The sequence below is a fragment of the Streptomyces sp. NPDC056169 genome (genome assembly GCF_042268445.1).
In the GTDB taxonomy this organism is placed as follows: domain Bacteria; phylum Actinomycetota; class Actinomycetes; order Streptomycetales; family Streptomycetaceae; genus Streptomyces.
Window position 1 is genome coordinate 153207 of record NZ_JBHJUO010000012.1, and the last position, 23767, is coordinate 176973.

Consider the following 23767-nt stretch of genomic DNA (forward strand, 5'->3'; position numbering starts at 1 on the left):
TCTCATGGCTGCTCCGTCCCGTGGCACTCCCCGTATGCCCGCTCCGAGCCGCACCAGCACGCCGCGTCGCGGGCCGGGGGCCAGGCGGTGGCGCGGCCGCGGGCTGCCAGGGTGGTGGCGTATTGGGGGAGGAGGTCGGCGTTGGAGGGTGGGGTGGCTTCCGAGGCTGCGAAGGCTTCGTAGGAGGGGACCGTCGCTCGGACGATGCCCAGGTTGGGGGTGCCCGCCTGGGAGAGTTCGCGGAGGGAGGCTTCGATGTCGGTGAGGTGGGCTCTGTACGTGGGGTACTCCGCCTCCAGTTCCGGGTACGCCGTCAGGAGCTCGTCGAGTTCCGCTTCCGGCCAGTGCAGGACCGCCACCGGGAAGGGGCGGGAGAGGGCCGTGCGGTAAGTGCCCAGTTCCGAGCGGAGGCGGGTGATCTCGGCCTGGAGTTCCGCCGGGTCCGAGGAGCCCAGTGACCAGAGGCGCTTCGGGTCGTGGAGTTCGTCCAGGGGGACGGCCGCCGTGTGGAGCCGGTCCGCCAGGGTGTCCCAGTCGTCGTGGGAGAGCGCCAGCATCCTGCGGATCCTGTGGCGGGTCGTGAGGAGCGACTGGGTGGCGTGGGGGAGATCGCGGGGGGTTGTGGCGAGGAGCGTCGCCGCTTCGGTGAGCGTGGACTCCGCCGCTTCCAGTTCGTCGTGCGCCTCCAGCGTCTCCGCCGTGATCTCCCACGGGGCCGCGTCCGCCGGCTTGGCGCGCCGGACGCCGTCGATGATCGCCCGCGCCTCGGCCTCGTGGCCGTACTCCCAGAGGTTCGCCGCCTTCAGCGCTCTGATCAGGTGCGGGTTCGCGGGGGAGGAGGTCAGGAGCTCGTCGTAGAGGGCCGTCGCCCCCGGGCGGTCGCCCGCCAGTTCCCGGTGGGCCGCGGCCTGGAGGTACAGGGGTTCCCGGTCTCCCGGGTACTGCGCTGCCGTACGCAGCAGGCGCTCGGCTTCGGTGGTGTGGGCGGCAGGAGTGTCGGGGCGCATGCCCTCCACCTCTCTTTCCGGGTAGGCTGCCCGGCCCTTCAGGGCCGGGTCGAGTGTCCGCTTCTGCTAGTGGACAGGGACAGCCGAATCGCCGTCAGGGCGACTCATCGTCCCCTCTTATGGTGCCGAGGGCTACCTCAAGCAGGTACAGGATCTCGGAGTTGAGGGATCGCCGGTCGGTGTCGGCTTGGCTGGTCAGACGCTCGTGTAGTTCATCCGGGATGCGCAAAGTGAGCTTGATCACGCCACCATTATGGCGCTATCGTGGTGGCATGTCGCGTTTCCGGATGTATCCGACACTTGTGCAGATGGAGCAGATGATCCTGCACTGCGCGCACGCTCGGTACGTTTGGAACCTGGCTGTCGAGCAGCACGCGCACTGGAAGCCCGGGCGTAGGAACGCACCGGGGTTCGCGGAACAGTGTCGTCAGCTCACTGACGCCCGCCGAGGTAACGAATGGCTGGGTTCCGGAAATGCGGATGTGCAGCAGCAAGCCCTGAAGGACTTCGCCAAGGCCAAGAGCGCCCGCTTCCGTTTGGGGTTCGGTGAGCCGACCTGGCGCAAGAGGTACAGACACGAGGGCTTCCGCGTCATTGGCACGGACCGCGTACCCGAGTATCAACCGGACGGCGCACCCAGGCTGAATGCCAAGGGGAAGCAGGTCATGGGCCGCTCTGTCGTGGTGCAGAAGATCAACCGCAGGTGGGCGCAGGTCAAGGTGCCCGGCTGCGGATGGGTTCGCTTTCGTCTCACGCGCGCCGAGCTTCCGTCCGCGAAGACCTTTCGGATCAGCTTCCGCAACGGCCAGTGGCACGTGGCGTTCGCTGTCATCCCCGAGGCGATCGCCGGACCTGGAACCGGCGAGGTCGTCGGCATCGACCGGGGCGTCACCATCACGGCTGCGCTGTCGGACGGACGGAAGCTGAACTGCCCGCAGTTGACTGTCAAGGAACGTGCCCAGATCCGCAAGCATCAGCGGCGGGCTGCGCGCTCCGCCAGGGGGAGTGAGGCCAAGGCGGCCGAGTACACGAAGGTCGCCAGGCTGAAGGCGCGTGAGGCGAACCGACGCAAGGACTGGTGTGAGAAGACCTCGACAATGCTCGCCCGTTCCTTTGGCCTGATCCGTTTCGAGAAGCTGAACATCAAGAGCATGACGCGCTCGGCGAGGGGAACCGTCGACCGGCCTGGCAGGCAGGTACGTCAGAAGGCCGGGCTGAACCGGGCGATCCTCGCCCAAGGCTGGGGCCTCCTGCGCCGAAGGACGGAGCACAAAGCCCCGGGTCGGGTCGAGGATGTTCCGGCCCCGTACACCAGTCTGCGATGCAGCGCCTGTGGATGGATCGACAAGAACTCACGCAAGAGCCAAGCCGAGTTCGTCTGCACCCTCTGCGGCTTCACCTGCAACGCGGACGAGAACTCGGCCAATAACGTCGCGGCAGGACAGGGCGGGATTCCCCGTCCCCGGCGCTCAGCCGGTGCCGGAGGGGTGACAGCGGCTACCGGCCGCTCGAGTGCCCGTGAACCTCAACCCTCCTGGGTTGGAATCCCCCTCTTCTGAGAGGGGGAGGATGTCAACGTACTGCTGTACGGGCCTGGGCCTGGAGAGTTGGCGCCTCAGCGCTTATCGTGCCCCGCGTGCGGGACAGGGTGCGGGACAGGGTGCGGGAGCGGCGGGAGCACGTGCCGGTTGTCGTCCAGGGGCGAGGGCGGCGTCGTGCCGGCGCCCGCGTGCTGTGGGCGGGGGCCGAGACCGTCGTCACCTGCGGGGTTCTCGTACTCCTCCTCGTAGTGCACCAGCTCTGGTGGACCAACCAGCAAGCCCGCGCCGAGGCCCGCGAGCAGGTGAGCGTTCTCGAGCGGGAGTGGGAGATCTCTCCCCCCGTGGACGGTTTGGCCGATGCGAACGATGTGGCTGATGTGACGGCTGAGCCGGGGGATCTTGCCGGGGACCCCGGGGAGCCTGAAGCCGATGCTGGGGAGGTCGGTGGTTTTTCTCAGGGGTCCGAGGCTCCTCCCCGGGCCTCCTCGCCTCGTACCCCCTCCGCCTCCGACTCCCGCGCCTTCGCCGTTCTCCGTATTCCCCGGATCGGCCTTACCGCGCCCGTCGCCCGCGGCGTCTCCAAGCGTTCTGTCCTCGACAAGGGGTACGTCGGGCACTATCCCGGCACCGCCGGGCCCGGGCTTCCCGGGAACTTCGCGGTTGCCGGGCATCGCAACACCCACGGCGAGCCCTTCCGGTACATCAACCGGCTCCGCGAAGGGGATCGCATCACCGTGCGGACCCGGGAGCGGACGTACACGTACCGCGTCGACCAGGTCCTTCCGCAGACCGCGCCCCGTGACGTCGGGGTCGTCCGCGCCGTTCCGCGGTCGCTCGTCAAGCCGTCCTACGGGTACTCCGCCGCCGGGTCCTACCTCACCCTCACCACCTGCACCCCCGAGTTCAGCAGTGCCTACCGGCTCGTCGTCTGGGCGAAGCTAGTCTCGACCGGGTGAACCGGCTGATCAGACGCAGGCCCCAGTTGCTGTGGCTCCTCGTTCCGTACGTGTTGTTCGTCGCCGCGCTGCCGCTGGTGAACTCCGTTCCGCTGTTCGTCCTGTGGCTGTTCGGGGCGACCGTCCTCACGCCGTTCGCCGTCGCCCTCGCCCGGCGAGGGGACCGGCAGGGGGACCGGCGGGAGGGGCGGTCGTGAGTCCTGCGCTCGTCGCCGTCACCGTCTTCGGCGTCTTCATGGTGCTCACCGTTCTCCTCGGGCTTCTCGCCGTGAGGCGGGACACCGGCGGTGGGCTCGACGGGTGGTCGGTCGGCGGGCGTTCGCTCGGGCCCGTCTTCATCTGGGTGTTGATGGCGGGGGAGGGCTATACGAGTTTCAGTTATCTCGGGGCCGCCGGCTGGGGCTACAACTACGGCGCCCCCGTCCTGTACGTCGTCGCCTACATGTCCTGCGGCTACGCCGTCGGTTACGTCGTCGGGCCCATGCTCTGGGGGTACGCCCGCAAGCACGGGCTCGTCTCCCTCAGCGACATCGCCGCCCACCGCTACCGCCGGCCCTGGCTCGGCGCGGCCGTCGCCGTCCTCGCGACCGTGTTCCTCCTGCCGTACATCCAGCTCCAGATCACCGGCATGGGCGTGGTCGTGTCGACGATCTCGTACGGCACGATCGGGCTGGATCTCGCGTACTTCCTGGCCTTCGCCGTCACCACCGGCTTCGTCGTGGTCAGCGGGCTCCGCGGCAGCGCCTGGGTGTCCGTCCTCAAGGACGCGCTCGTGATCCTCACGCTGGGATTTCTTGCCGTGTACGTGCCGCTGCACTACTTCGGCGGGATCGGGGAGTTCTTCGGGCGGCTCGTCGACGAGAAGAGCGAGTGGCTGTCGCTTCCCGGGCACGGCGGCGAGCAGAGCGGGTACGGCGTCGGCTGGTTCGCCTCCACGACCGTCCTCAACTCCCTCACCGTCGTCATCTTCCCGACCACCGTCGCCGGGTACCTCGGTGCCCGTGACGCCGACACCCTCCGGCGCAACGCCGTCTGGCTGCCCGCCTACAACGTCCTTCTCTTCGTTCCCATGCTCCTCGGCATGGCCGCCCTCTTCGTCGTCCCGGGTCTCGTCGGCGCCGAGTCGAACCTCGCCCTCTTCGAGCTCGTCACCGACTCGCTCCCCGCCTGGGCCGTCGGTCTCGTCGGGGTGGCGGCCGCGCTCTCCTCGATCGTCCCGATGGCCGTGTTCATGCTCGTCATCGGCACCATGTGGGGGCGGAGCGTGCTCTCGCTCTCCCCCCGTCTGCGGCGCCGGGAGAAGGGCGCCGCCCAGCTCGTGGTCGTCGTCGCGGGGGCGCTCGCCCTCGTCATGACGTACACCGCGCCGAACACCCTCGTCCGTCTCTCCCTCATCTCCTACGAAGGGATGGCGCAGCTCCTGCCGTTGGTGTTGCTGGGGCTGGTGTGGCGGGGGATGACGCTGAGGGGTGGGGTGTGCGGGCTCGGGGTCGGGGCTGCGATCGTCTGCGCGCTCGTCTTCTCCGGGAACGATCCGCTGTGGGGCGTCAACGCCGGGCTGCTCGCCCTCGTCGCCAATCTCGCCGTGGCCGTCTCCGTCAGCCTCCTCGGGCCGCCGGAGACCGGCGACGAGCGGCCCGACGAGGACGTCCTCGCCCTGGAGGAGTTCACGGACGCGGCCGTCGTTCCGGCCGCCTCCCCAGTACGGCGGTGAGCGCGGCGCCGGTCAGGGCCAGGCCCGCCGAGACCAGGAGCGCCGTGTCCGGGCCCGCCGTCGTCAGCGCCAGCGTCAGGGCCACGCCCGCCGCGGAACCGATGTAGCGGGCGGTGTTGTTGGCGCCCGAACCCATCGCCGCCCGCTCCGGCGGTACGGAGTCGACGGCGAGCCGGGGCAGCGCCGCGTTCAGGAGGCCGCTGCCCGCGCCCGCCACGAGGAGGCCGGGGAGGAGGCGCGGCCAGGGGCCCTCCAGGCCGCCGAGCAGGGCGAGGACCCCCGCCGCCGACAGGGTGAAGCCCACGGACAGCTGGTACGCGGCGGACAGCCGGCCCGCGAGGCGGCGCGCCTGGAGGGCCACCACGAACGCGGTGCCCGACCAGAGCACGAACAGTCCGGCCGCTCCCAGCGGCGACATCCCCGCCCCGCTCTGGAGCAGTGCGGGCACCACGCTGAACAGGCCGATCACCGCCAGGCCCGTGAACAGCGCCCCGAGCGTCGACGCCAGGAACGCGGGCCGGCGCAGGAGCGCCAGGTCGATCATGGGCGTACGGCTCCGGTGCTCGACCGCCACGAAGACCGCCGCCAGCGCGACGGAGGCCAGCAGGAGGAGGCCCACCGGTGCGCGCAGCCAGCCGTCCCTGCCGAGCGTGAGCGCGGTGAGCAGCGCCGCCAGGGCCAGGCCGAGGGCGACCGCGCCCGGGATGTCGGGGCGGGTCCGCCGCGCCTTCTTCGCCGTGTCGGGGGCGAGCGTGCGTGCGCCGGCCGCCGCGATCACCAGGGCGGCGAGCCCCAGCGCTTCGTACGCGAGCCGCCAGTCGACCAGGCTCAGCGCGCCCGCGAGCAGCGGGCCGAGCGCGATGCCGCCGCTCACCGACGCCCCCCAGATGCCGGTCGCCCTGATCCGGTCGCGCCCCGAGGGGTACGCGTCGGCCAGCAGGCCCAGGCTGCCCGCGAGGACCGCCGCGCTCGCCGCGCCCTGGGCGATCCGGGCCAGGGTGAAGGCGAGGGTGGAGCCCGCGAAGGCGCCGAGGCCGGTGGTGACGCCCAGGGCGAGGGTGCCGAGGAGGAAGACCCGGCGCCGTCCGTGCGCGTCGGCCAGGCTGCCGGCCACCAGGAGGAGGACGGCGAGGCCGAGCGGGGTGCCGTTGAGGAGCCAGGCCCGGGCCGAGTCCGGGGTCCCGAAGGCGGCCGCCGTGTCGGGGAGGGTGAGCATCGGGGCCGTGTAGTTCATCAGCGCGACGGCCGTGGCGGCGCCGGTGACGGCGAGCGTGGCGGAGGGGCGGGCCGGCCGCGTGCGGGCAGGGGCTCCGGAGGTGGTGGCTAGCTGGGGCATGGCAGGGACCTCCACCCGTCAGTTCAATGAACGAACCTAACCTAGCAGCTAGGTTCGTTCAATGAACCTGCAATGGGTACGATGGTTCCATGGCTCTCGGCAAGGACTACGCCCACCAGCAGTGCTCCATCGCCCGCGCCCTTGAGGTCGTCGGCGAGCGCTGGACCCTCCTCGTCGTCCGCGACGCCTTCTACGGCGTCCGCCGCTACAACGACTTCCTCGTCCACCTCGGCGCCCCCCGCGCCGTCCTCGCCGCCCGCCTCCAGGCCCTCGTCGAGGCCGGCGTCCTCGACCGGCGGCGCTACCAGGAGTCGCCCCCGCGCGACGAGTACGTGCTCACCGAGCGCGGCCTCGCCCTCTGGCCCGTCCTGCGCTCGCTCGGCGCCTGGGGGCGGGCCGAGGTCCCCGGAGCCGTACCGGTGCGCCACTTCCACCACGCCGACTGCGGCACCGAGCTCGGCCCGTACGGCGAATGCCCCGCCTGCCGCCTCCCCGTGCCGCCCGCCGACGTCGAGATGCGGCCCGGCGCCGGGCTCGACCCGGACCCGGGCGATCCGGTCGGCCGCGCCCTGCTGCGGCCTCGCCGGCTCCTCGTCCCTGTTGGTCCCGGCGAGCTCGGCAAGTCCGTCGATCCTGTCGTTCCCATCGGTACCGTCGTTCCTGTTGTTCCCGAGGCCGTCGGGAACTCCTGATCGATCCCGTGCGTCATCTGGGTAGGAAAGCCGAGAGACGTGCGAGAGGGGGTGGCCGATGACGGTCAGGAACGTACTCCTGCGCGTGCTCGCGCCGCTCTTCTTCCTCCTCGCCCTCGCCGGCCTCTTCCTCTCCGACGGCGCCGGCCTCGCCGCCGTCGTCCTCGCCGCGACCACCGTCGTCTGCGCCCTCATCGGCGCCCCCACGGCCCCCGCCGTCCCCGCCACCCGCGTCCGTACGGCGATACGCGACCGGGAGCGGCGTACCGCCTTCCTGCCCCAGCGCGATCCCGACGCCGCAGGCCGCCGCAGACCCCGAGCTCCCGGCCGTCCCCTCCCGACGGCCGCGTAGGGAGCCCACGCCGGAGCCCGACGCACACCGGAAGGTCCTCACGCGGATCCGTCATGCCGAGACCCGAATCTCTCCCGGCACGACGAGACCCCACGGAGGGCTCCCCTTGTCCGTTTTCGCTTCCCTGGTCGAGCGGCTCGCCGACCTGCTCCAGCCGCTCTTCGCCACCACCGCCACGGCCGCCGCGATCGTGCTCTTCACGATGCTCGTACGCCTCGCGGTCCATCCGCTCTCCCGGGCGGCCGCGCGCGGCCAGAAGGCCCGCACCCGGATCGCCCCGCAGCTCGCCGCCCTCCGCAAGAAGCACGCCAAGAACCCCGACCGCCTCCGCAAGGCGACGCTGGAGCTCCACGCCAAGGAGAAGGTCTCGCCCTTCGCCGGGATCCTGCCCAGCCTCCTCCAGGCACCCGCGTTCTTCCTGATGTACCACCTGTTCTCCGGCGACCGGATGGCCGGGCACACCCTCTTCGCCGCCCCGCTCGGCGACCACTGGGCCGACGCCCTCTCCCGCGGAGGCGTGTTCGGCCCGGCGGGGCAGGTCTACCTCGTCCTCTTCGCGATCGTCACCGCCGTCGCCGTCTTCACCTACCGCCGCACGAAGCGGCAGCTCGCCGCCCAGCCCCTCGACCTGGGGCAGCCCACGCCCGGCGCGGGGGCCATCGCCAAGGTGATGCCGCTGCTCTCCTTCGCCACCCTGATCACGGTCGCCGTCGTCCCCCTCGCCGCCGCCCTCTACGTCGTCACCAGCACCACCTGGAGCGCCGTCGAGCGGGCGTTCCTCTTCCGGGACCAGGGGGACCAGGGGGAGCAGGAGGCAGGGAAGGCGGCAGGGAAAGAGGCAGGGAAAGAGACAGGGAAAGAGGTCGGGAAGAAGGCCTCCGGCGCCGTTGCTACTCGCGCGTAAGGGTCCAGTGCGTGAACGGGGTCTTGCAGAGTGACCCGTTCTCTTGGAGGATCGACCAATCCTCCGATGGCCGCACTCCATCGGCCGGGGCACCCTCAGGGCCCTTCCCGGGCCCACCTCGACCACCGGGAGAAGACCATGAAGCTGCTGCGCGTAGGCCCGCCGGGAGCCGAGCGTCCCGCCCTGCTCGACCAGGACGGGGTCCTCCGGGACCTGTCCGCGCTCGTCGACGACATCGACGGCGGGTTGCTCGCCGACGCTTCCGCGCTCGACCGGATCCGCGGTGCGGCCGGGGCCGGTGTGCTGCCCCCGCTCGACGCGACCGGGCTGCGCGTCGGCCCGCCGGTCGGCCGGATCGGCAAGGTCGTGTGCATCGGGCTGAACTACCACGGCCACGCCGCCGAGACCGGCCAGGCCGCCCCGGCCGAGCCGGTCGTCTTCCTCAAGGCCGCCGACACGGTCGTCGGCCCGGACGACACCGTGCTCGTGCCGCGCGGCTCGGTCAAGACGGACTGGGAGGTGGAGCTCGCGATCGTCATCGGCCGCACCGCCCGCTACCTGGAGACCGACGAGCAGGCCCTCGCGCACGTCGCCGGCTACGCGGTCGCCCACGACGTCTCCGAGCGCGAGTGGCAGATCGAGCGCGGCGGCACCTGGGACAAGGGCAAGAACTGCGAGACCTTCAACCCGCTCGGCCCCTGGCTGGTCACCGCCGACGAGGTGCCCGACCCGCAGGCCCTCTCCCTCCGCCTCTGGGTGAACGGCGAGCTCAAGCAGGACGGTCACACCTCCGACCAGATCTTCCCGGTCGCGGAGGTCGTCCGGTACGTCAGCCGGTTCATGACGCTCTACCCGGGCGACATCATCAACACCGGTACGCCCGCGGGCGTCGCCATGGGGCAGCCGGAGCCGAAGCCGTACCTGCGCCCCGGCGACGTCGTCGAGCTGGAGGTCGAGGGCCTCGGCCGGCAGCGGCAGGAGCTGAAAGGCGCCTGAGGGCGGCTCGGGAGCGCCTGAGCGTGGCCTGAACGCACTGGCGTGAAATTGGCGGCGTCCCGCGTGGGGCGTCGCCATTTTCGTATCGTTTTTGCATATTGCCCCATATGGAACACGACACGCACGACCGGCGGCCCACCCGGCGCCGCCTCGCCGTCATCGCCGCGGCCACGGTCGGGGCCACCGCCCTGGTCGGCGCGCTGGCCGTCAACGGCTTCGCCGATCCCCTGCCGGGCGGCCTCGGCCCCTGCCTGCCGGGCAACTGCCCGCCCAACGGCTTCCCCGACATCAACAGCGGCGCCGTCATCTATCGCGACAACAACATCAACATCTTCGTCGGGGGCGACTTCCTCGTCCGCGAGGCCGCGGCCGAGGCCGAGGGCAAGGTCGTCGTCCTCGGCGGCTTCGACCAGAACAAGCGCGCCGGCGTCTCGGGCGTCTACAACGTCGGCATCGTCGGCGCCGGCTCACGCGTCCCGCCCGACGACGGCACCGATTTCCTCACCGTCGGCAAGGACCTGACGGTGGCGTCCGGGCAGCGCCTCCTCGCCGAGGAGGCCGAGGTCAAGGGCGTCGTACGGTACGGGGGCCTGCTCTCCGGGACGGTGAACCCCACCCCGGTCCACGACACCGAGGCCGCCGACCCGTACACCGCCCTCCGGGGGCAGCTCACCGACGCCAGCCAGTGCTACGCCTACGTGAACGGCGCCTCCCGCACCCCCACCGGAACGGCCTCCAACAACGACACCGAGACCGTCTTCACGGGTGACGGCACCTCGGCGCTCCAGGTCTTCAACGCCGACTTCGACCTGGAGTCGGCGAGCGGCGGGCAGCAGGGCATCCGCTTCGCGAACATCCCGGCCGACGCGACCGTCCTCGTCAACGTCCTCGGCGCCGACCGCACCGTCGACACCTACATCGCCGGGCTGCCGGACGGCCTGCGCGACCGCGTCCTGTGGAACTTCCCGGACGCCGCGACGGTCAAGTTCGAGGGGACGGCCCAGTTCGCGGGCAGCGTGCTCATCGGCAACCAGGCCAGCACGGCGACGGTCACGATGCCGGGCACGAACGGCCGCTTCTTCACCACCGGGAACCTGACGCACGCCTCGGAGCCCGACGGCGGCGGTGGCCAGGAGATGCACGCCTACCCGTTCAACGGCGACCTCCCGTCCTGCACGGACCCCACGCCCACCCCGACGCCGACGGATCCGACCCCGACGCCGACGGACCCCACGCCCACGCCGACGGATCCGACGCCGACCCCGACCGATCCCACCCCGACGCCGACGGACCCCACACCCACGCCGACCGACCCGACGCCGACCCCGACCGATCCCACTCCGACCCCGACCGACCCCACGCCGACCCCCACCGATCCCACCCCGACGCCCACCGACCCCACGACCGGCGGCTCGACGGGCGGCCACACGAACGGCGGTGGCACGGGCGGAGGTGACACCGGCGGTTACGGCGACTCCGGTGGTTACGGCGACTCCGGCGGCAACCACGGCCCGAACGGCGAACTGCCCGAGACCGGCGCCGGCACCGGGAAGATCGTCATGGGTGCCACCGCCGTCGGTCTCGCCCTCGGCGGCGGGATCCTCGTGACCCTCAGCCGTCGCCGGCGGCGTACGAACTGAGCAGTCGCTCCAGTGCCTCGACGACCAGCGCGTGGTCCTCGGCCTGCGGCAGGCCCGAGACCGTGACCGAGCCGATCACCCCCGCGCCCTCGACCGCGACCGGGAACGCACCGCCATGGGCGGCGTACCGGTCGGGGTCGAGGCGCGAGGACGCCTCGAAGGTCGTCCCCTTGGCGCGGAAGCGGGCGCCGACCAGGAACGAACTCGCGCCGTACCGCTCGACGACCCGCCGCTTCCGGTCGATCCAGGCGTCGTTGTCCGCGCTGGACCCCGGCAGCGCGCAGTGGAACAGCTGCTGCGCCCCACGCCGGATGTCGATCGCGACGGGCGCCCGCCGCTCCCGGGCCAGTCCGACGAGGAGGGTGCCGAGCGTCCAGGCGTCCTCGTGGGTGAAGCGCGGAAGGACCAGGCGGGCCTCCTGGGCCTCCAGTTCGTGGACCTCGCTGACCTCGCTCACAGCGTCACCGTGATCCCCTCGCGGGCCGACCGCTTCGCCGCCTCCAGGACGTCGAGCGCGGCGGCGGCCTCGTGCGCGGTGACCGGGTTCTCGCCGGTGCCGCGCAGGGCGGCTGCGACGGCCGCGTAGTACGCCGGGTAGGCGCCGGGCAGCGACGGGACCGGGGTGCCGCCGCCGGTCAGCGGGGACTCCCCGGAGCCGAGCCGGCCCCACAGCTCCTCCGGCTCCACGCCCCAGACCGTGCCGGGCACCGGCCGCAGGCCCTCGCGCAGGGCGGCCTCCTGCGGGTCGAGCCCGTACTTCACGAAGCCCGCGCGCTGCCCGAGCACCCGGAAACGGGGGCCGAGCTGGGCGGTGGTGGCGCTCACGTACAGATGGGAGCGGACGCCGCCGGCGTGCGTGACCGCGAGGAAGGTGTCGTCGTCGGCGGCGGCGCCCGGGCGGCGCACGTCCGACTCGGCGTACACCGAGACCGCCGGGCCGAAGAGCACGAGGGCCTGGTCGACGACGTGGCTGCCCAGGTCGTACAGCAGCCCGCCGATCTCCTCGGGCGCGCCCGACTCCCGCCAGCCGCCCTTGGGGCGCGGGCGCCACCGCTCGAAGCGGGACTCGAAGCGCTGGACCTCGCCGAGCGCGTCCTCGTCGAGGAGGCGGCGGAGGGTCAGGAAGTCGTTGTCCCAGCGGCGGTTCTGGAAGACCGAGAGCAGCAGGCCGCGCTCCTCGGCGAGGGCGGCGAGGCCGCGCGCCTCGGCGGCGGTCCCGGCGAGCGGCTTGTCGACGACGACCGGGATCCCGGACTCCAGGGCGGCGGTCGCGACCGCGACGTGCGTCTTGTTGGGGGAGGCGACGACGACGAGGTCGAGCGCGTCCGCGCCCCGCTCCCACAGCTCCTCGGGGGAGGCCGCGACCCGTACGCCCGGGTGGGCGGCGCGGGCCTCGGCGGCCCGCTCCGGATTGCCGGTGGTGACGGCGGCGAGGACGAGGTCCTCGGAGGCGGCGATCAGCGGGGCGTGGAAGACGGAGCCCGCGAGGCCGTAGCCGACGAGTCCGACGCGGAGCGGGTCACGCGGTTCGTGCGGGTCGCGCGGGGTACGGGGGGCGGTGCCAGTCATGCGTCTCACTTAAGCAACGCTGTTGCCAAAGTGCAAGCGACCGCGACAATGGGGGCGTGAAGAGGGAGCAGAGGCATGCGAGGGGCCTGGGCGTGGGCGGAGTGAACGTACCGGCGCTGCGCAGCCACAACGCCGCGCTCGTGCTCGACCTGCTGCGCACGGCGGGGGAGACGGGGATCAGCCGCCTGGAACTGGCCGAGAGGACCGGGCTCACCCCCCAGGCCGTCAGCAAGATCACCGCCAGGCTCCGGGCCGAGGGCCTGGCCGTCGAGGCGGGCCACCGCGCCTCGACGGGCGGCAAGCCCCGCACGGTCCTGCGCCTGGAGCCCTCCGCCGGGTACGCGGTCGGCGTCCATCTCGACCGCGACGAGCTGACGACCCTCCTGACGGACCTCGCGGGCGCGGTCGTGGCCCTGCGTCGCCGCCCGGTCGACCTGGGGGAGGGGGCGGGGCCGGTCCTGGAGGCGGTGACGGGCGAGGTACGGGCGCTGCTCGCGGAGGGGGACCCCATTCCGGATGCCGCTCTCGATGGCGCTCCCGATGCCGTTCCCGGCGCCGTTCCCGATGCCGCTCTCGATGGCGCTCTCGATGGCGCTCTCGGTCCCGTCCTCGGTCCCGCCCTCCGTCCCGTCCTCGGAGTCGGCGTCGCCATGCCGGGCCCCCTGGACCATCGTGCCGGGGTGCCCGGCCGGGTGACCGGCTTCCCCTCCTGGGACGGGTATCCGGTACGGGACGAGCTGGCCCGGCGCCTCGGGCTGCCCGTCGTGCTCGACAAGGACACGAACGCCGCAGCCCTCGGCCTCGCCCTGCGGCCCGGGGCACCCGGCTCCTTCGCCTACGTCCACCTCGGTACGGGGCTCGGCGCCGGTCTCGTCCTCGGCGGCGCGCCGCTGCGCGGGGACAGGACCGGGGCGGGCGAGTTCGGGCACCAGACCGTGCAGCTCGACGGGCCCCCGTGCGGCTGCGGCGGGCGCGGCTGCCTGGAGGTCCTCTGCCTGGCGGCGGTCGGGCGCGGCGAACTCGCCGAGGCCGCGCGGATCCTCGGCGCGGGCGCGGCCAACCTCGTACGGCTCCTCGACATCGATCAGGTCCTGCTGGGCGGGCGGGTGGTGCTCGGCGCGCCGGAGGTGTTCGCCGGCGGGTCCCGGGACGTCCTCGCGGGTCTCGGGCTCCCGACGCCGGTCGCCGTGGCCGCGGACCCGGAGGCGGTGGCGGTGGGGGCGGCGTGGCTCATCCTTACTCCGATCTTCGGACAATAGGCTGATCAGGCGGATTGTGCGGGCCGTCCGGGGGCGCGAGCGGTGTCGCTGTCCGGCCCGCCCGCACGGGCGTGGCAGCGTCGCGGCCGACCCGTACGCCCGCGAGCAGCAAAGGCAGCCACCCCATGGCACCCGCCCCCCTGCGCCAGCGCACTGCCCTCGCCGAGACCGTGACCGTGACCCTGGCCGCGACGGCGAGAGCGGCGGTCGCCTCGGCCGTCACCGCGACCGCGACCCTCGCCTTCGCGTCCCCGGCCCTGGCGGCCCCCGTCCTGGCGGCCCTGGCATCCCCGGCCCTGGCGTCCCCAGCCCTCGCGGCCCCGGCCGCGGCGTCCCCCGCGCTCGCGTCCCCCGCGCTCGCGTCCCCCGCGCTCGCGTCCCTCGCCCTCGCGAGCCGGGCGCCGGCGGCCGTGTCCCCCGTGGTCCCACCCCTGACCCTGACGGCCCGTGCCCCGTTGGGGGCGCCGGCCACCGCGGCCCCCGCCCCCAACGCCCCGGCCCCCCGCATCCCCGCCCCCGACCCGCCCACGCCCTCCTGCGGCACGGCCCCGGACGGCGGGTTCCCGCTCGCGACCCGGATCCACGGCGGCCCGGCCGACTATGCCGCCGGCGGCTCCCCCCAGGCCTGGAAGCTCGACCTCGAGAACGTCACCGACGCCTCCTGCACCGGCGTCCACCCCGTCCTCGTCCTCACCGACCGGGACCGCGCCCTCCGGCCGGACCAGATCCGCTTCGAGTTCTACGACGAGGGGTCGGCCCGCTGGCGGCCGGTGGCCTTCGAGGAGACCGAGGAGGCCGAGAACGTCGGCGCGTTCACCGGCTTCGGCGGCTTCGCGGTCCCCGCGGGCCGGAGCCTCACCGTCCCCGTACGGCTTGCGTTCCGCGAGGACGCCGCCCCCGACGAGGTCGTCGTGAGCGCGGCGGTCGTCCAGCGCCGGGGCGCCGACGGCGACTGGATCGGCGCGTCCGGCGACTACCGCCTGACCGTCGGCCCCGTCGCCCCGACCGCATCCGGTACGCCCGAGCCGACCGTGGGCGCGACGGACCCGCCCCCGGCCCCCACGGGCCCCGCGGCCAAGCCTCCGAAGGTCCCGAAGGACCCGAAGGAACCGAAGGAACCGAAGGATCCGAAGAGCGGCACCACCACCGGCACGACCCCCGAACTCGCCCACACCGGACGGGAGTCCGACCGGGACGCCCTCCTCCTCGCCCCGTTCGCCGCCGCGCTCGTCCTGCTCGGCACCGCCCTCGTCCGCACCGCCCGCCGTACCGCCCGCCGCACCGCGTCCCCCCACTCCGACCGCCCCCGCCACTCCCGCCACCCCCGGCACCCCTGAGCCACGCTCCGTACACCTCCCCGTTCATCCCCGTCTGCGACGATCCCCAGGTGAACTACCAGACCGCCCCCGCCGACCCCGGCGCCCCCGTCCGTTCCGGCGTTCCCGAGCACGGCAGGGTCCCGAAGTACTACGCCGTGAAGGCGAAACTGGCCCTGCTCGTCGACGAGTTGGGGGAGGGTGGGCTGCTGCCCACCGAGCGCGACCTCGCCGTCCGGTACGAGGTGTCCCGCGAGACCGTCCGCCAGGCGCTGCGCGAACTCCTCCTGGAGGGCAGGGTGCGCCGCCAGGGCCGGGGCACGGTCGTCGCGGGCCCCAAGCTCGAACAGCCCCTCTCGCTCGCCAGCTACACGGAGGGCGTCCGCCGGCAGGGCCGCCGCCCGGGCCGCAGTCTGATCTCCCTCGACCGCTTCCCCTGCCCGGAGGCGCTCGCGCCGGAGATCGGCGCCGAACGCGGCGAGCCCGTCTGGCACATGGAGCGCGTGCTGCTCGCCGACGACGAGCGGGTCGGCCTGGAGAGCACGTACGTCTCCGAGGCCCGCGTCCCGCGCCTGGACGTCGACTTCGACCCGGACTCCTCCTTCTACTCCTACCTCCACGACCACCTCGGCGTGACCTTCGGCGACGCCGACGAGCGGATCGAGACCGTGCTCGCGACCCCGCGCGAGGCCCTGCTCATCGGCACCCCGCCCGCCCTGCCGATGCTGCTGCTCCACCGCGTCTCCCGGGACACCTCGGGGCGCCCCCTGGAGCGGGTCCGCACGCTCTACCGCGGCGACCGCTTCAGCTTCACCGCGCACCTGGGCCGCCAGGGCTGACGCGACCGGCCCGTTCACTCACTCCCCCTCTAATATCACAGAAGGGTAACGGGTCTGGTCCAAGCTTGTCGGGCCGTTCACCGTCCCGTTGCCCACCGGATCCGTCCGGGCCACCCGCCCCCACGACCGTTTCGGCCATGAAGGTGATCGTCGTAGGAGCCGGCGTGGTGGGAACCATGCACGCCTGGCACGCAGTGGAACGCGGCCATGAGGTCGTACACATCGAGCGCGAGGCGGAGGCGCGCGGAGCGTCCCTCCGCAACTTCGGCCAGATCTGGGTGAGCGGACGCGCGGGCGGGGAGGAGCTCGACACCGCCCTGCGCGCCCGCGAACTGTGGGAGGGCATCGGGGCCCGCGTCCCCGGCCTCGGCTTCCGGGCCAACGGCTCCCTGACGCCCGTGCGCAACGACCTGGAACTGGCCGTCGCCGAGGCCGCCCTGGCGCGGCCCGACGCCGCCGCCCGCGGCTACAAGCTGCTGACGGCGGACGAGGCCCGCGCGGTCAACCCCGCCCTGCGGGGCGAGTTCCAGGCCGCGCTCTGGTGCGAGCGGGACGCCGCGGTCGAGCCGCGCCTCGCCCAACTCGCCCTCCGGGAGGCCCTGCTGGCCACCGGCAAGTACACCTTCCTGCCGAACCGCGAGGTCCGTGACGTCGTCGCCGCCAACGGGAGCGGGACCGCTGCCGTCCGCGACGACCGGGGCGAGACGCACACCGGCGACGCCGTCGTCCTGTGCACCGGCGCCTGGCTCTCCGGCCTCGTCCGCGAGGTGGCCGGCGAGATACCCGTCCGCCGGGTCCGGCTCCAGATGATGCAGACCGAGCCCCTCGGCGAGCCCCTCACCACCTCCGTCGCCGACGCCGACTCGTTCCGCTACTACCCGGCGTACGCCTCCGAGGCGCTCGACGCCCTCGACGCCGGGCAGCCGCAGGACCCGACCGCCGCCGCCCACAAGATGCAGCTCCTCATGGTGCAGCGGCTCGACGGCGGACTGACCATCGGCGACACCCACGAGTACGAGCACCCCTTCGCCTTCGACACCCTCGAAGACCCCTACGAGCACCTCACCCGGGTCGTCGAGTCCTTCCTCGGCCGCCCGCTGCCGAAGATCAGGCGCCGCTGGGCCGGCGTGTACGCGCAGTGCGTCGACACCAGCAGGGTCGTGCACCGCCAGCAGGTCGGCGACGGCGTGTGGCTGGTGACCGGGCCCGGCGGGCGCGGCATGACCTGCTCGCCGGCCATCGCCGAGACGACCGCGAACGAACTGGGCTGGTGAACACAGTGAACAACCCGAAGCAGCACGACCTCGTCGTCCTCGACATGGCCGGCACGACCGTCGCCGACGGCGGCCTCGTCGAGCGGGCGTTCGCCACCGCCGCCGAGCGCCTCGGCGAGGACCCCGCCACGATGATCGACTACGTCCGCGCCACCATGGGCGAGTCGAAGATCTCCGTCTTCCGCCACCTCTTCGGCGGCGACGAGCACCGCGCCCAGCAGGCCAACCTCGCCTTCGAGGCGGCGTACGGAGAGCTGGTCTCCGGCGGCCTGATCGCACCGATCCCCGGCGCCGCCGAGGCCGTCGCCACGCTGAAGGAGCAGGGCAGGACCGTCGTCCTCACCACCGGCTTCGCCCGGGTCACCCAGGACGCCATCCTCGACGCCCTCGGCTGGCGCGACCTCGTCGGGCTGACCCTCTGCCCGGCCGACGCCGGCGGCCGGGGCCGTCCCTACCCGGACATGGTCCTCGCGGCCCTCCTCCGTACGGGCGCGGTCGAGGACGTCCGGCGGATCGCGGTCGCCGGCGACACCTCGTACGACATGCTCAGCGGCTCCCGCGCGGGCGCGGGCGTCGTGGCGGGCGTGCTGACCGGCGCCCACGGCGAGCCCGCGCTCACGGAGCACGGCGCCACCCACGTCCTCGCCTCGATCGCCGAACTCCCCTCCCTCCTCCGGGAGTTGGAGGCATGAACGGCGGCACGGGCAGGAACAGCGGTATCCGCTTCGACGGCGTCTCCGTCGCGTACGGCGGCACCACCGTCCTCGACTCGCTCGACCTGACCGTCGAACCCGGCGAGGTCATGGCCCTCCTCGGCCCCTCCGGATCCGGCAAGACGACCGCGCTGCGGGCCGTCGCCGGATTCGTCCGGCCGGCCTCCGGGCGGGTGTTCATCGGCGGCCAGGACGTCACCGCCCTCCCGCCGTACAAGCGGGGCATCGGCATGGTCGTCCAGCAGTACGCCCTCTTCCCGCACCTGCGCGTCGACGCCAACGTCGCCTTCGGCCTCAAGGCCCAGAAGGCGCCCAAGGCCGAGATCCCCGCCCGGGTCGCCGAGGCCCTGGAGATGACGGGCATGGCGGCGTACGCGCGCCGCTACCCCCGCGAGCTGTCCGGCGGGCAGCAGCAGCGCGTCGCCATCGCCCGCGCCCTCGCGATCCGGCCGCGCGTCCTCCTCCTCGACGAGCCGCTGTCCGCGCTCGACGCGCAGCTCCGCTCCGGCATGCTGGCCGAACTGGCCCGGCTGCACCGCGAGTTGCCCGACGTGTCGATCCTGTACGTCACCCACGACCAGGTCGAGGCGCTCACCCTCGCCGACCGGATCGCCGTCATGGACAGGGCCCGGCTCCAGGACTGCGGCACCCCGCAGGACCTGTACCGCCGCCCGCGTACGGAGTTCACGGCGTCGTTCGTCGGGAACGCCAACCTGCTGCCGGTGACGGTCGGCGCGGACGGGGTGGCCTTCGCGGGCACCGAACTGAAGGTGCCCACCGACGGGGTGGCCTCCGGTGCGAGCGCCACCCTCTGCGTCCGCCCGCACCTGGTCGGCCTCGGCGACGGGCCGAACGCGCTCCGGGGCCGCATCACCGAGGTCCAGTGGCGCGGCTCCACCCACCGGCTGTACGTCGAGGTCGGCGGCCACCGCGTGAAGGCGGACGTGCGCGAGCTCCGGGAGACCCCGGCGCTCGGCACCGAGGTCGCGCTCCACTTCGCCCCGCAGGACGCGGTGCTGCTCGGCGCGGGGGTGACCGATGGCTAGCGCCGTGCGGATCGCCGCCCCGGCGGCGACGGACGAGGAGACCGGCCGGGACCCGGCGACGGACCAGGAGCCCGGCCGGTCCGCGAGGACGCCCCGCTCGCTGCCCGCCTGGGTCTGGGCGCTGCCGCCCGTCGCCGTCCTCGCGCTCGTCTTCCTCTACCCCCTCGTGCTGGTCGTCCAGGAGTCCCTGGCGCCCGGCGCCTACGCCGACGTCTTCGCCTCCGCGTCCTTCCGCGACGCCCTCGTCACCACCGTGTGGCTGGCCGTCGCCTCCACCGTCGGCTGTCTCGTCCTCGGCCTCGCGCTCGCGCTCGTGATCGCCTTCGTGCCCTTCCCCGGCGGGAAGGCGGTGGCGAAGTTCATCGACGTGTTCCTGTCCTTCCCGTCGTTCCTGATCACGCTCGCCCTGCTGTTCCTCTACGGCACGGTCGGCATGGCCAACGGCGTCTGGACGGACGTCACCGGTGACGCGACCGGCCCCTTCCAGTTCCTGACCACGCCCTGGGGCGTACTCCTCGCCGAGATCACGTACTTCACGCCCTTCGTGATGCGCCCGCTCCTCGCCGCGTTCTCGCAGCTGGAGACCGCCCAGCTGGAGGTGGCGTCCTCCCTCGGGGCGCGGCCGGCCCGCATCATCCGGCAGGTGATCCTGCCCGAGGCGCTGCCCGCGCTCGCCGCCGGCGGCAGCCTCGTCCTCGTCATGTGCCTCAACGAGTTCGGGATCGTCCTCTTCACCGGCGCCAAGGGCGTCACGACCCTCCCGATGCTCGTCTACAGCAAGGCGATCCTCGAATCCGACTACGCCGCCGCCTGTGTCGTCGCCGTCGTCAACGTCGCGCTCTCCGTGGGCCTCTACGTCCTCTACCGGGGGGTGAGCCGCCGTGCTGGTGCATAGCCGTACGGGCAAGTGGACGGCGTGGGCGCTGTTCGCGGTCCTCTTCGTCCCCCTCTTCGCCCTGCCCCTGCTCGTCATCGTCGCCGCCTCGTTCTCCACGCACTGGTCCGGCGCCTTCCCCTCCGGCCCCACCACCGCCCACTACACGGCGGCCGTGCGCGGGGAGTCCCTCCAGGCGCTCACCACCAGCCTGGTCACCGCCGTCACCGCGAGCCTGATCGCCCTGACCCTCGGCACCTGGGCGGCGCTCGCCTCCGCAGCGATGGGCAAGCGGGGCCGCCGCGTCCTCGACGCCCTGTTCATGCTGCCGGTCGCCGTGCCGTCCGTGGTCGTCGGACTCGCCGTCCTCGTGGCCTTCTCGCAGCCGCCGCTGCTCCTCAACGGCACGCGCTGGATCGTGATCCTCGCGCACACCGTGCTCGTCACGGCCTTCGCCCACCAGTCGGTCGCGGCCGCCATCCGCCGCCTCGACCCGATGTACGAGCAGGCGGCGGCCAGCCTCGGCGCCCGCCCCTCGTACGTCCTGCTCCGGGTGCGGCTCCCGCTCCTGCTGCCGTCCCTGAACGCGGCGGCCGGGCTCTGCTTCGCCCTGTCCATGGGCGAGCTGAGCGCCACGATGATGCTCTACCCGCCGGACTGGCTGCCGCTTCCGGTGCTCATCTTCACGTCCACCGACCGGGGTTCGCTCTTCACCGGTTCGGCGCTCGCCGTGGTCCTCATGGCGGCGACCCTGCTGGCCCTGCTCGCGGTCTCCCGCATCCGCACCAAGGCCTCCTTCCGCTAGTCGCGCAGTCGCACCCGTCACACAGTCACGCCTGCCACACAGTCGCACCCGTCACACAGCCACGCCCGTCACGCAGTCACGCCCGTCACCAGGAGAGAACGACGTTATGCGTACGTACGCCAAGCCGATCGCCGCCGTCACCGGCGCTCTCGCCCTCGCCTCCACCCTCACCGCCTGCGGCGGTTCCTCCGCCGCCTCCGACGAGAAGACCGTCACCGTCTACAGCGCCGACGGCCTCAAGGGCGAGGCGGGCGACGGCTGGTACGACAAGGTCTTCAAGGACTTCGAGAAGCAGACCGGCATCAAGGTCGAGTACGTCGAGGGCGGCTCCGGCGAGATGGTGCAGCGCGCCCTCCGCGAGAAGAGCAACACCCAGGCCGACGTCCTCGTGACCCTGCCGCCCTTCATCCAGCAGGCCGACTCGAAGGGCCTGCTCCAGGCGTACGAGCCCCAGGGCTCCGACCAGGTCAGCGGCGCCGACAAGTCCGGCGACGGCAAGTGGACCTCGGTCGTCAACAACTACTTCGGCTTCATCCACAACAAGAAGGAGCTGCCGGCCGCCCCCAAGAGCTGGGAGGAGCTGCTCGACGCGAAGTACAAGAACAAGCTCCAGTACTCGACCCCCGGCGTCGCGGGCGACGGCACCGCCGTCCTCATCAAGGCCATGCACGACTTCGGCGGCCAGGAGCCGGCGATGGAGTACCTGAAGAAGCTCCAGGCCAACAACGTCGGCCCGTCCTCCTCCACCTCCAAGCTCGCCCCGAAGGTCGACAAGGGCGAACTGCTCGTCGCCAACGGCGACGTCCAGATGAACTACGCCCAGGCCCGGTCCATGCCGAACCTCGGCATCTGGTTCCCGGCGAAGGGCGCGGGCAAGCCGACCACCTTCGCCCTGCCGTACGCCGCGGGCCTGGTCGACAAGGCCCCGCACGGCGAGAACGGCAAGAAGCTCCTCGACTTCATGCTGAGCGAGCAGGCACAGCGCGAGGTCAGCGCCATCGGCGGCGGCTTCCCGGCCCGCAAGGACGTCAAGCCCACCGACGCCAACGCCATCGAGCTCGCCAAGATCCTCGACGGCGTCGAGATCTTCGAGCCGGACTGGGCGGACATCGACAAGAACCTGAAGACGTACGTCGACGCGTGGAAGTCCGCGACCGGCAGCTGACCGGTAGCCGACCGGCAGCCAAGAGTTCACCGCACGACCCTGGAAAGCCTCCGCAGATCGCGGAAAGATAACGGGTACGAACCAACGCCCCTGAGAAATCAGGGGCGTTGGCGCGCGTTCGCCCCCTATCGACCCCTGACGGAGGACTACGACATGCCGATCACCGGCATCTCCCGCCGCACCGTGCTCGCCGCCGCCGGCGCCACCGCGGCCGTCGCCGCCACCGGCGCGCTCACCGCCCCCGCCGCCCACGCGGCCACCACCGCCGCGCCCACGCTCCCCAACGGCACCAGCAAGGACAAGGTGCTCGTCGTCGGCATGGACGGCCTGCGGTACGACAGGATCGACGCCGCCAAGGCCCCGAACCTCAAGTCCCTGATGACGAACGGCACGTTCGGCCGCTCCCTGCTCTACGCGAACCCGATGGCCGCGACCTCCTCCGGCCCCGGCTGGTCCACCATCTCCACCGGCGTCTGGCCCGACAAGCACGGCGTGAAGGACAACACCTTCACCGGCAAGAACTACGGCCAGTACCCCGGCTTCCTCGCCCGCCTGCACCAGATCCGCCCCGAGCTCTCCCTCTTCGCCGCCGTCGACTGGCCCGAGCTGGACACCCACGGCACCGTCACCCCCGGCGCCGACGCCAAGCTCGTCTACAACAACGACTACGCGGTCAACGACCTGGTGATCACCGACGCGACGGAGGACATCCTCCGCAACCAGAACCCCGACGTCCTCTTCGTCTACTTCGGCGAGACCGACGAGATCGGCCACAGCTACGGCGCGGCGCACAGCAAGTACCTCGACGCCATCGACGTCCAGGACGCCTACCTCGGCCGGCTGCTCACCGCGATCAAGGCCCGCCCGGCGTACGCCACGGAGCGCTGGACGGTCATCGTCGCCACCGACCACGGCCACACCGACGGCGGCGGCCACGGCGGCTCCACCATCGAGGAGCGCCGCACCTTCGTCCTCGCGCAGGGCCCCGGCATCGCCGCCGGCGCCCGCCCGATCGACACCCGGCTCGTCGACGTCGCCGCCACCGTCTTCCACCAGCTCGGCATCGTCCCCGACCCGTCCTGGGGCCTCGACGGCAAGCCGGTCCAGCAGCGCTCGACCGACCCCTTCGACGGCCTGTACGGCTCGCTCGCCGGCCGCGTCGACGAGACGGGCATCCCCGCCGGGATCCTCGGCTTCACCCACACCGCGCCCAGCGGCTGGTCCGTCATCAACAACGCCATGGGCACCGGCGGCATGACCGAGTGGCGCGGCTGGTCCTTCGCCACCGACGAGTTCTGGTCCCGCGCCCAGCGCGACCAGTCCCGCGAGCTGAACGTCCGCGCCCGCGGCGTCTTCGCCGTCGCCGACTCCGACGAGTGGGCGGACAAGTCCTTCTCGGGCGCGTACGACACGACCCTCGTGACCCCCGCGTACAGCGTCTCGGGCGCGACGAGGGCCACCCTCGACTTCACGACCTTCTACCGCCAGGAGGGCAGCCAGACGGCCCAGGTCCTGGCGAGCTTCAACGGCGGCACCCCGACCGTCGTCAAGAGCTACACCTCCGACGTGATCTCCCAGCCCCAGTCGCTCACCGTGAACGTCCCCGCCGGGGCGTCCAGCGTGAGCTTCCGCTTCCGCTACACCGGCGCCAACAACTGGTACTGGACGATCGACGGGGTCAAGGTCACGGCTTCCTGATCACCGACGGGGTCAAGGTCACGGCTTCCTGACTACCCTGGGGGCGTCGCCACAGCGCTGTCGCGGCGCCC

The 23767-nt window shown here is 72.6% G+C and carries 24 protein-coding genes; 19 read left to right on the plus strand and 5 right to left on the minus strand.

The genetic code is table 11. From position 1 onward, the window contains the following. Positions 1-2: 2 nt before the first annotated feature. Together ACFC0G_RS21350 and ACFC0G_RS21355 are read right to left on the minus strand one after the other, a co-directional pair. Entirely contained in the window at positions 3-1007 is a 1005-nt protein-coding gene (locus ACFC0G_RS21350) for an SEC-C metal-binding domain-containing protein (RefSeq protein ID WP_376405477.1), read from the minus strand. 94 nt (positions 1008-1101) lie between these two features. Next, on the minus strand, positions 1102-1251 hold the full coding sequence (locus ACFC0G_RS21355; RefSeq protein WP_376405479.1) for an Arc family DNA-binding protein: 150 nt from the start codon (positions 1249-1251) through the stop codon (positions 1102-1104). 64 nt (positions 1252-1315) lie between these two features. On the opposite strand from ACFC0G_RS21355, the gene ACFC0G_RS21360 reads away from it, so the two are divergent. The 4 genes from ACFC0G_RS21360 (at position 1316) to ACFC0G_RS21375 (ending at position 5218) form a co-directional block, all read left to right on the plus strand. Continuing rightward, positions 1316-2566, plus strand: a complete 1251-nt coding sequence (locus tag ACFC0G_RS21360) for an RNA-guided endonuclease InsQ/TnpB family protein (protein WP_376405481.1) — start codon at positions 1316-1318, stop codon at positions 2564-2566. 77 nt (positions 2567-2643) lie between these two features. Continuing rightward, a complete protein-coding gene (locus tag ACFC0G_RS21365) occupies positions 2644-3504 on the plus strand; it encodes a class E sortase (RefSeq protein ID WP_376405483.1) in 861 nt (286 codons plus the stop codon). Positions 3505-3509: 5 nt separating this feature from the next. After that, positions 3510-3701, plus strand: coding sequence for a hypothetical protein (locus ACFC0G_RS21370; protein ID WP_376405760.1), 192 nt, complete (start codon positions 3510-3512; stop codon positions 3699-3701). Positions 3702-3739: 38 nt separating this feature from the next. After that, on the plus strand, positions 3740-5218 hold the full coding sequence (locus ACFC0G_RS21375) for a sodium:solute symporter (protein WP_376405762.1): 1479 nt from the start codon (positions 3740-3742) through the stop codon (positions 5216-5218). Here the strand turns inward: ACFC0G_RS21375 and ACFC0G_RS21380 are convergent. Beyond that, positions 5172-6554, minus strand: coding sequence for an MFS transporter (locus ACFC0G_RS21380; protein WP_376405485.1), 1383 nt, complete (start codon positions 6552-6554; stop codon positions 5172-5174). The genes ACFC0G_RS21375 and ACFC0G_RS21380 overlap by 47 nt on opposite strands. An 89-nt stretch (positions 6555-6643) precedes the next feature. Here ACFC0G_RS21380 and ACFC0G_RS21385 point away from each other — a divergent pair, with 89 nt between their 5' ends. The 5 genes from ACFC0G_RS21385 to ACFC0G_RS21405 all read left to right on the plus strand — a co-directional run bounded on the left by ACFC0G_RS21385 (position 6644) and on the right by ACFC0G_RS21405 (position 11138). Further along, positions 6644-7246, plus strand: coding sequence for a winged helix-turn-helix transcriptional regulator (locus tag ACFC0G_RS21385; RefSeq protein ID WP_376405487.1), 603 nt, complete (start codon positions 6644-6646; stop codon positions 7244-7246). A gap of 58 nt (positions 7247-7304) precedes the next feature. Next, positions 7305-7598 (plus strand): DUF6412 domain-containing protein, encoded by a 294-nt coding sequence (locus ACFC0G_RS21390; RefSeq protein ID WP_376405489.1) that lies wholly within the window; start codon positions 7305-7307, stop codon positions 7596-7598. Positions 7599-7704: 106 nt separating this feature from the next. Beyond that, the gene (locus tag ACFC0G_RS21395; protein WP_376405491.1) at positions 7705-8502 is read left to right on the plus strand and encodes a YidC/Oxa1 family membrane protein insertase; all 798 of its coding nucleotides are present in this window, start codon (positions 7705-7707) and stop codon (positions 8500-8502) included. 138 nt (positions 8503-8640) lie between these two features. Further along, the gene (locus tag ACFC0G_RS21400) at positions 8641-9498 is read left to right on the plus strand and encodes a fumarylacetoacetate hydrolase family protein (protein WP_376405764.1); all 858 of its coding nucleotides are present in this window, start codon (positions 8641-8643) and stop codon (positions 9496-9498) included. A 107-nt stretch (positions 9499-9605) separates the two neighbouring features. Next, a complete protein-coding gene (locus ACFC0G_RS21405; protein ID WP_376405493.1) occupies positions 9606-11138 on the plus strand; it encodes a choice-of-anchor A family protein in 1533 nt (510 codons plus the stop codon). Here the strand turns inward: ACFC0G_RS21405 and ACFC0G_RS21410 are convergent. Next, complete coding sequence (locus tag ACFC0G_RS21410; RefSeq protein WP_376405495.1) at positions 11110-11595, minus strand: heme-degrading domain-containing protein; 486 nt, start codon at positions 11593-11595, stop codon at positions 11110-11112. The two genes, ACFC0G_RS21405 and ACFC0G_RS21410, sit on opposite strands and share 29 nt — an antisense overlap. Next, the gene (locus ACFC0G_RS21415; RefSeq protein WP_376405497.1) at positions 11592-12707 is read right to left on the minus strand and encodes a Gfo/Idh/MocA family oxidoreductase; all 1116 of its coding nucleotides are present in this window, start codon (positions 12705-12707) and stop codon (positions 11592-11594) included. Before ACFC0G_RS21415 ends, ACFC0G_RS21410 begins: the two co-directional genes overlap by 4 nt. A 101-nt stretch (positions 12708-12808) precedes the next feature. Between ACFC0G_RS21415 and ACFC0G_RS21420 the strand changes: the two genes are divergently transcribed. From ACFC0G_RS21420 to ACFC0G_RS21465, 10 genes are all read left to right on the plus strand, one after another. After that, positions 12809-13966 (plus strand): ROK family protein, encoded by a 1158-nt coding sequence (locus tag ACFC0G_RS21420; protein ID WP_376405766.1) that lies wholly within the window; start codon positions 12809-12811, stop codon positions 13964-13966. A 125-nt stretch (positions 13967-14091) separates the two neighbouring features. Beyond that, on the plus strand, positions 14092-15303 hold the full coding sequence (locus tag ACFC0G_RS21425; RefSeq protein WP_376405499.1) for a hypothetical protein: 1212 nt from the start codon (positions 14092-14094) through the stop codon (positions 15301-15303). Positions 15304-15353: 50 nt separating this feature from the next. Beyond that, entirely contained in the window at positions 15354-16121 is a 768-nt protein-coding gene (locus tag ACFC0G_RS21430; protein WP_376405501.1) for a GntR family transcriptional regulator, read from the plus strand. Between the two features lie 137 nt (positions 16122-16258). Beyond that, positions 16259-17395 (plus strand): TIGR03364 family FAD-dependent oxidoreductase, encoded by a 1137-nt coding sequence (locus ACFC0G_RS21435; RefSeq protein ID WP_376405503.1) that lies wholly within the window; start codon positions 16259-16261, stop codon positions 17393-17395. Then, the gene (locus tag ACFC0G_RS21440; RefSeq protein WP_376405505.1) at positions 17392-18087 is read left to right on the plus strand and encodes a phosphonatase-like hydrolase; all 696 of its coding nucleotides are present in this window, start codon (positions 17392-17394) and stop codon (positions 18085-18087) included. The genes ACFC0G_RS21435 and ACFC0G_RS21440 overlap by 4 nt, the downstream gene beginning before the upstream one ends. Beyond that, on the plus strand, positions 18084-19154 hold the full coding sequence (locus ACFC0G_RS21445; protein ID WP_376405507.1) for an ABC transporter ATP-binding protein: 1071 nt from the start codon (positions 18084-18086) through the stop codon (positions 19152-19154). The genes ACFC0G_RS21440 and ACFC0G_RS21445 overlap by 4 nt, the downstream gene beginning before the upstream one ends. Next, positions 19147-20049: a 2-aminoethylphosphonate ABC transporter permease subunit gene (locus ACFC0G_RS21450; protein WP_376405508.1), complete on the plus strand. Its 903-nt coding sequence runs from the start codon at positions 19147-19149 to the stop codon at positions 20047-20049. The genes ACFC0G_RS21445 and ACFC0G_RS21450 overlap by 8 nt, the downstream gene beginning before the upstream one ends. After that, complete coding sequence (locus tag ACFC0G_RS21455) at positions 20036-20833, plus strand: ABC transporter permease (protein WP_376405511.1); 798 nt, start codon at positions 20036-20038, stop codon at positions 20831-20833. The genes ACFC0G_RS21450 and ACFC0G_RS21455 overlap by 14 nt, the downstream gene beginning before the upstream one ends. Positions 20834-20939: 106 nt before the next feature. Continuing rightward, positions 20940-21998 carry a 2-aminoethylphosphonate ABC transporter substrate-binding protein gene (locus tag ACFC0G_RS21460; RefSeq protein WP_376405513.1) on the plus strand — a complete coding sequence of 353 codons (1059 nt, stop codon included), beginning with the start codon at positions 20940-20942 and terminating at the stop codon, positions 21996-21998. 153 nt (positions 21999-22151) lie between these two features. Further along, positions 22152-23696 carry an alkaline phosphatase family protein gene (locus ACFC0G_RS21465; protein WP_376405515.1) on the plus strand — a complete coding sequence of 515 codons (1545 nt, stop codon included), beginning with the start codon at positions 22152-22154 and terminating at the stop codon, positions 23694-23696. The last annotated feature ends 71 nt before the right edge of the window (positions 23697-23767 follow it).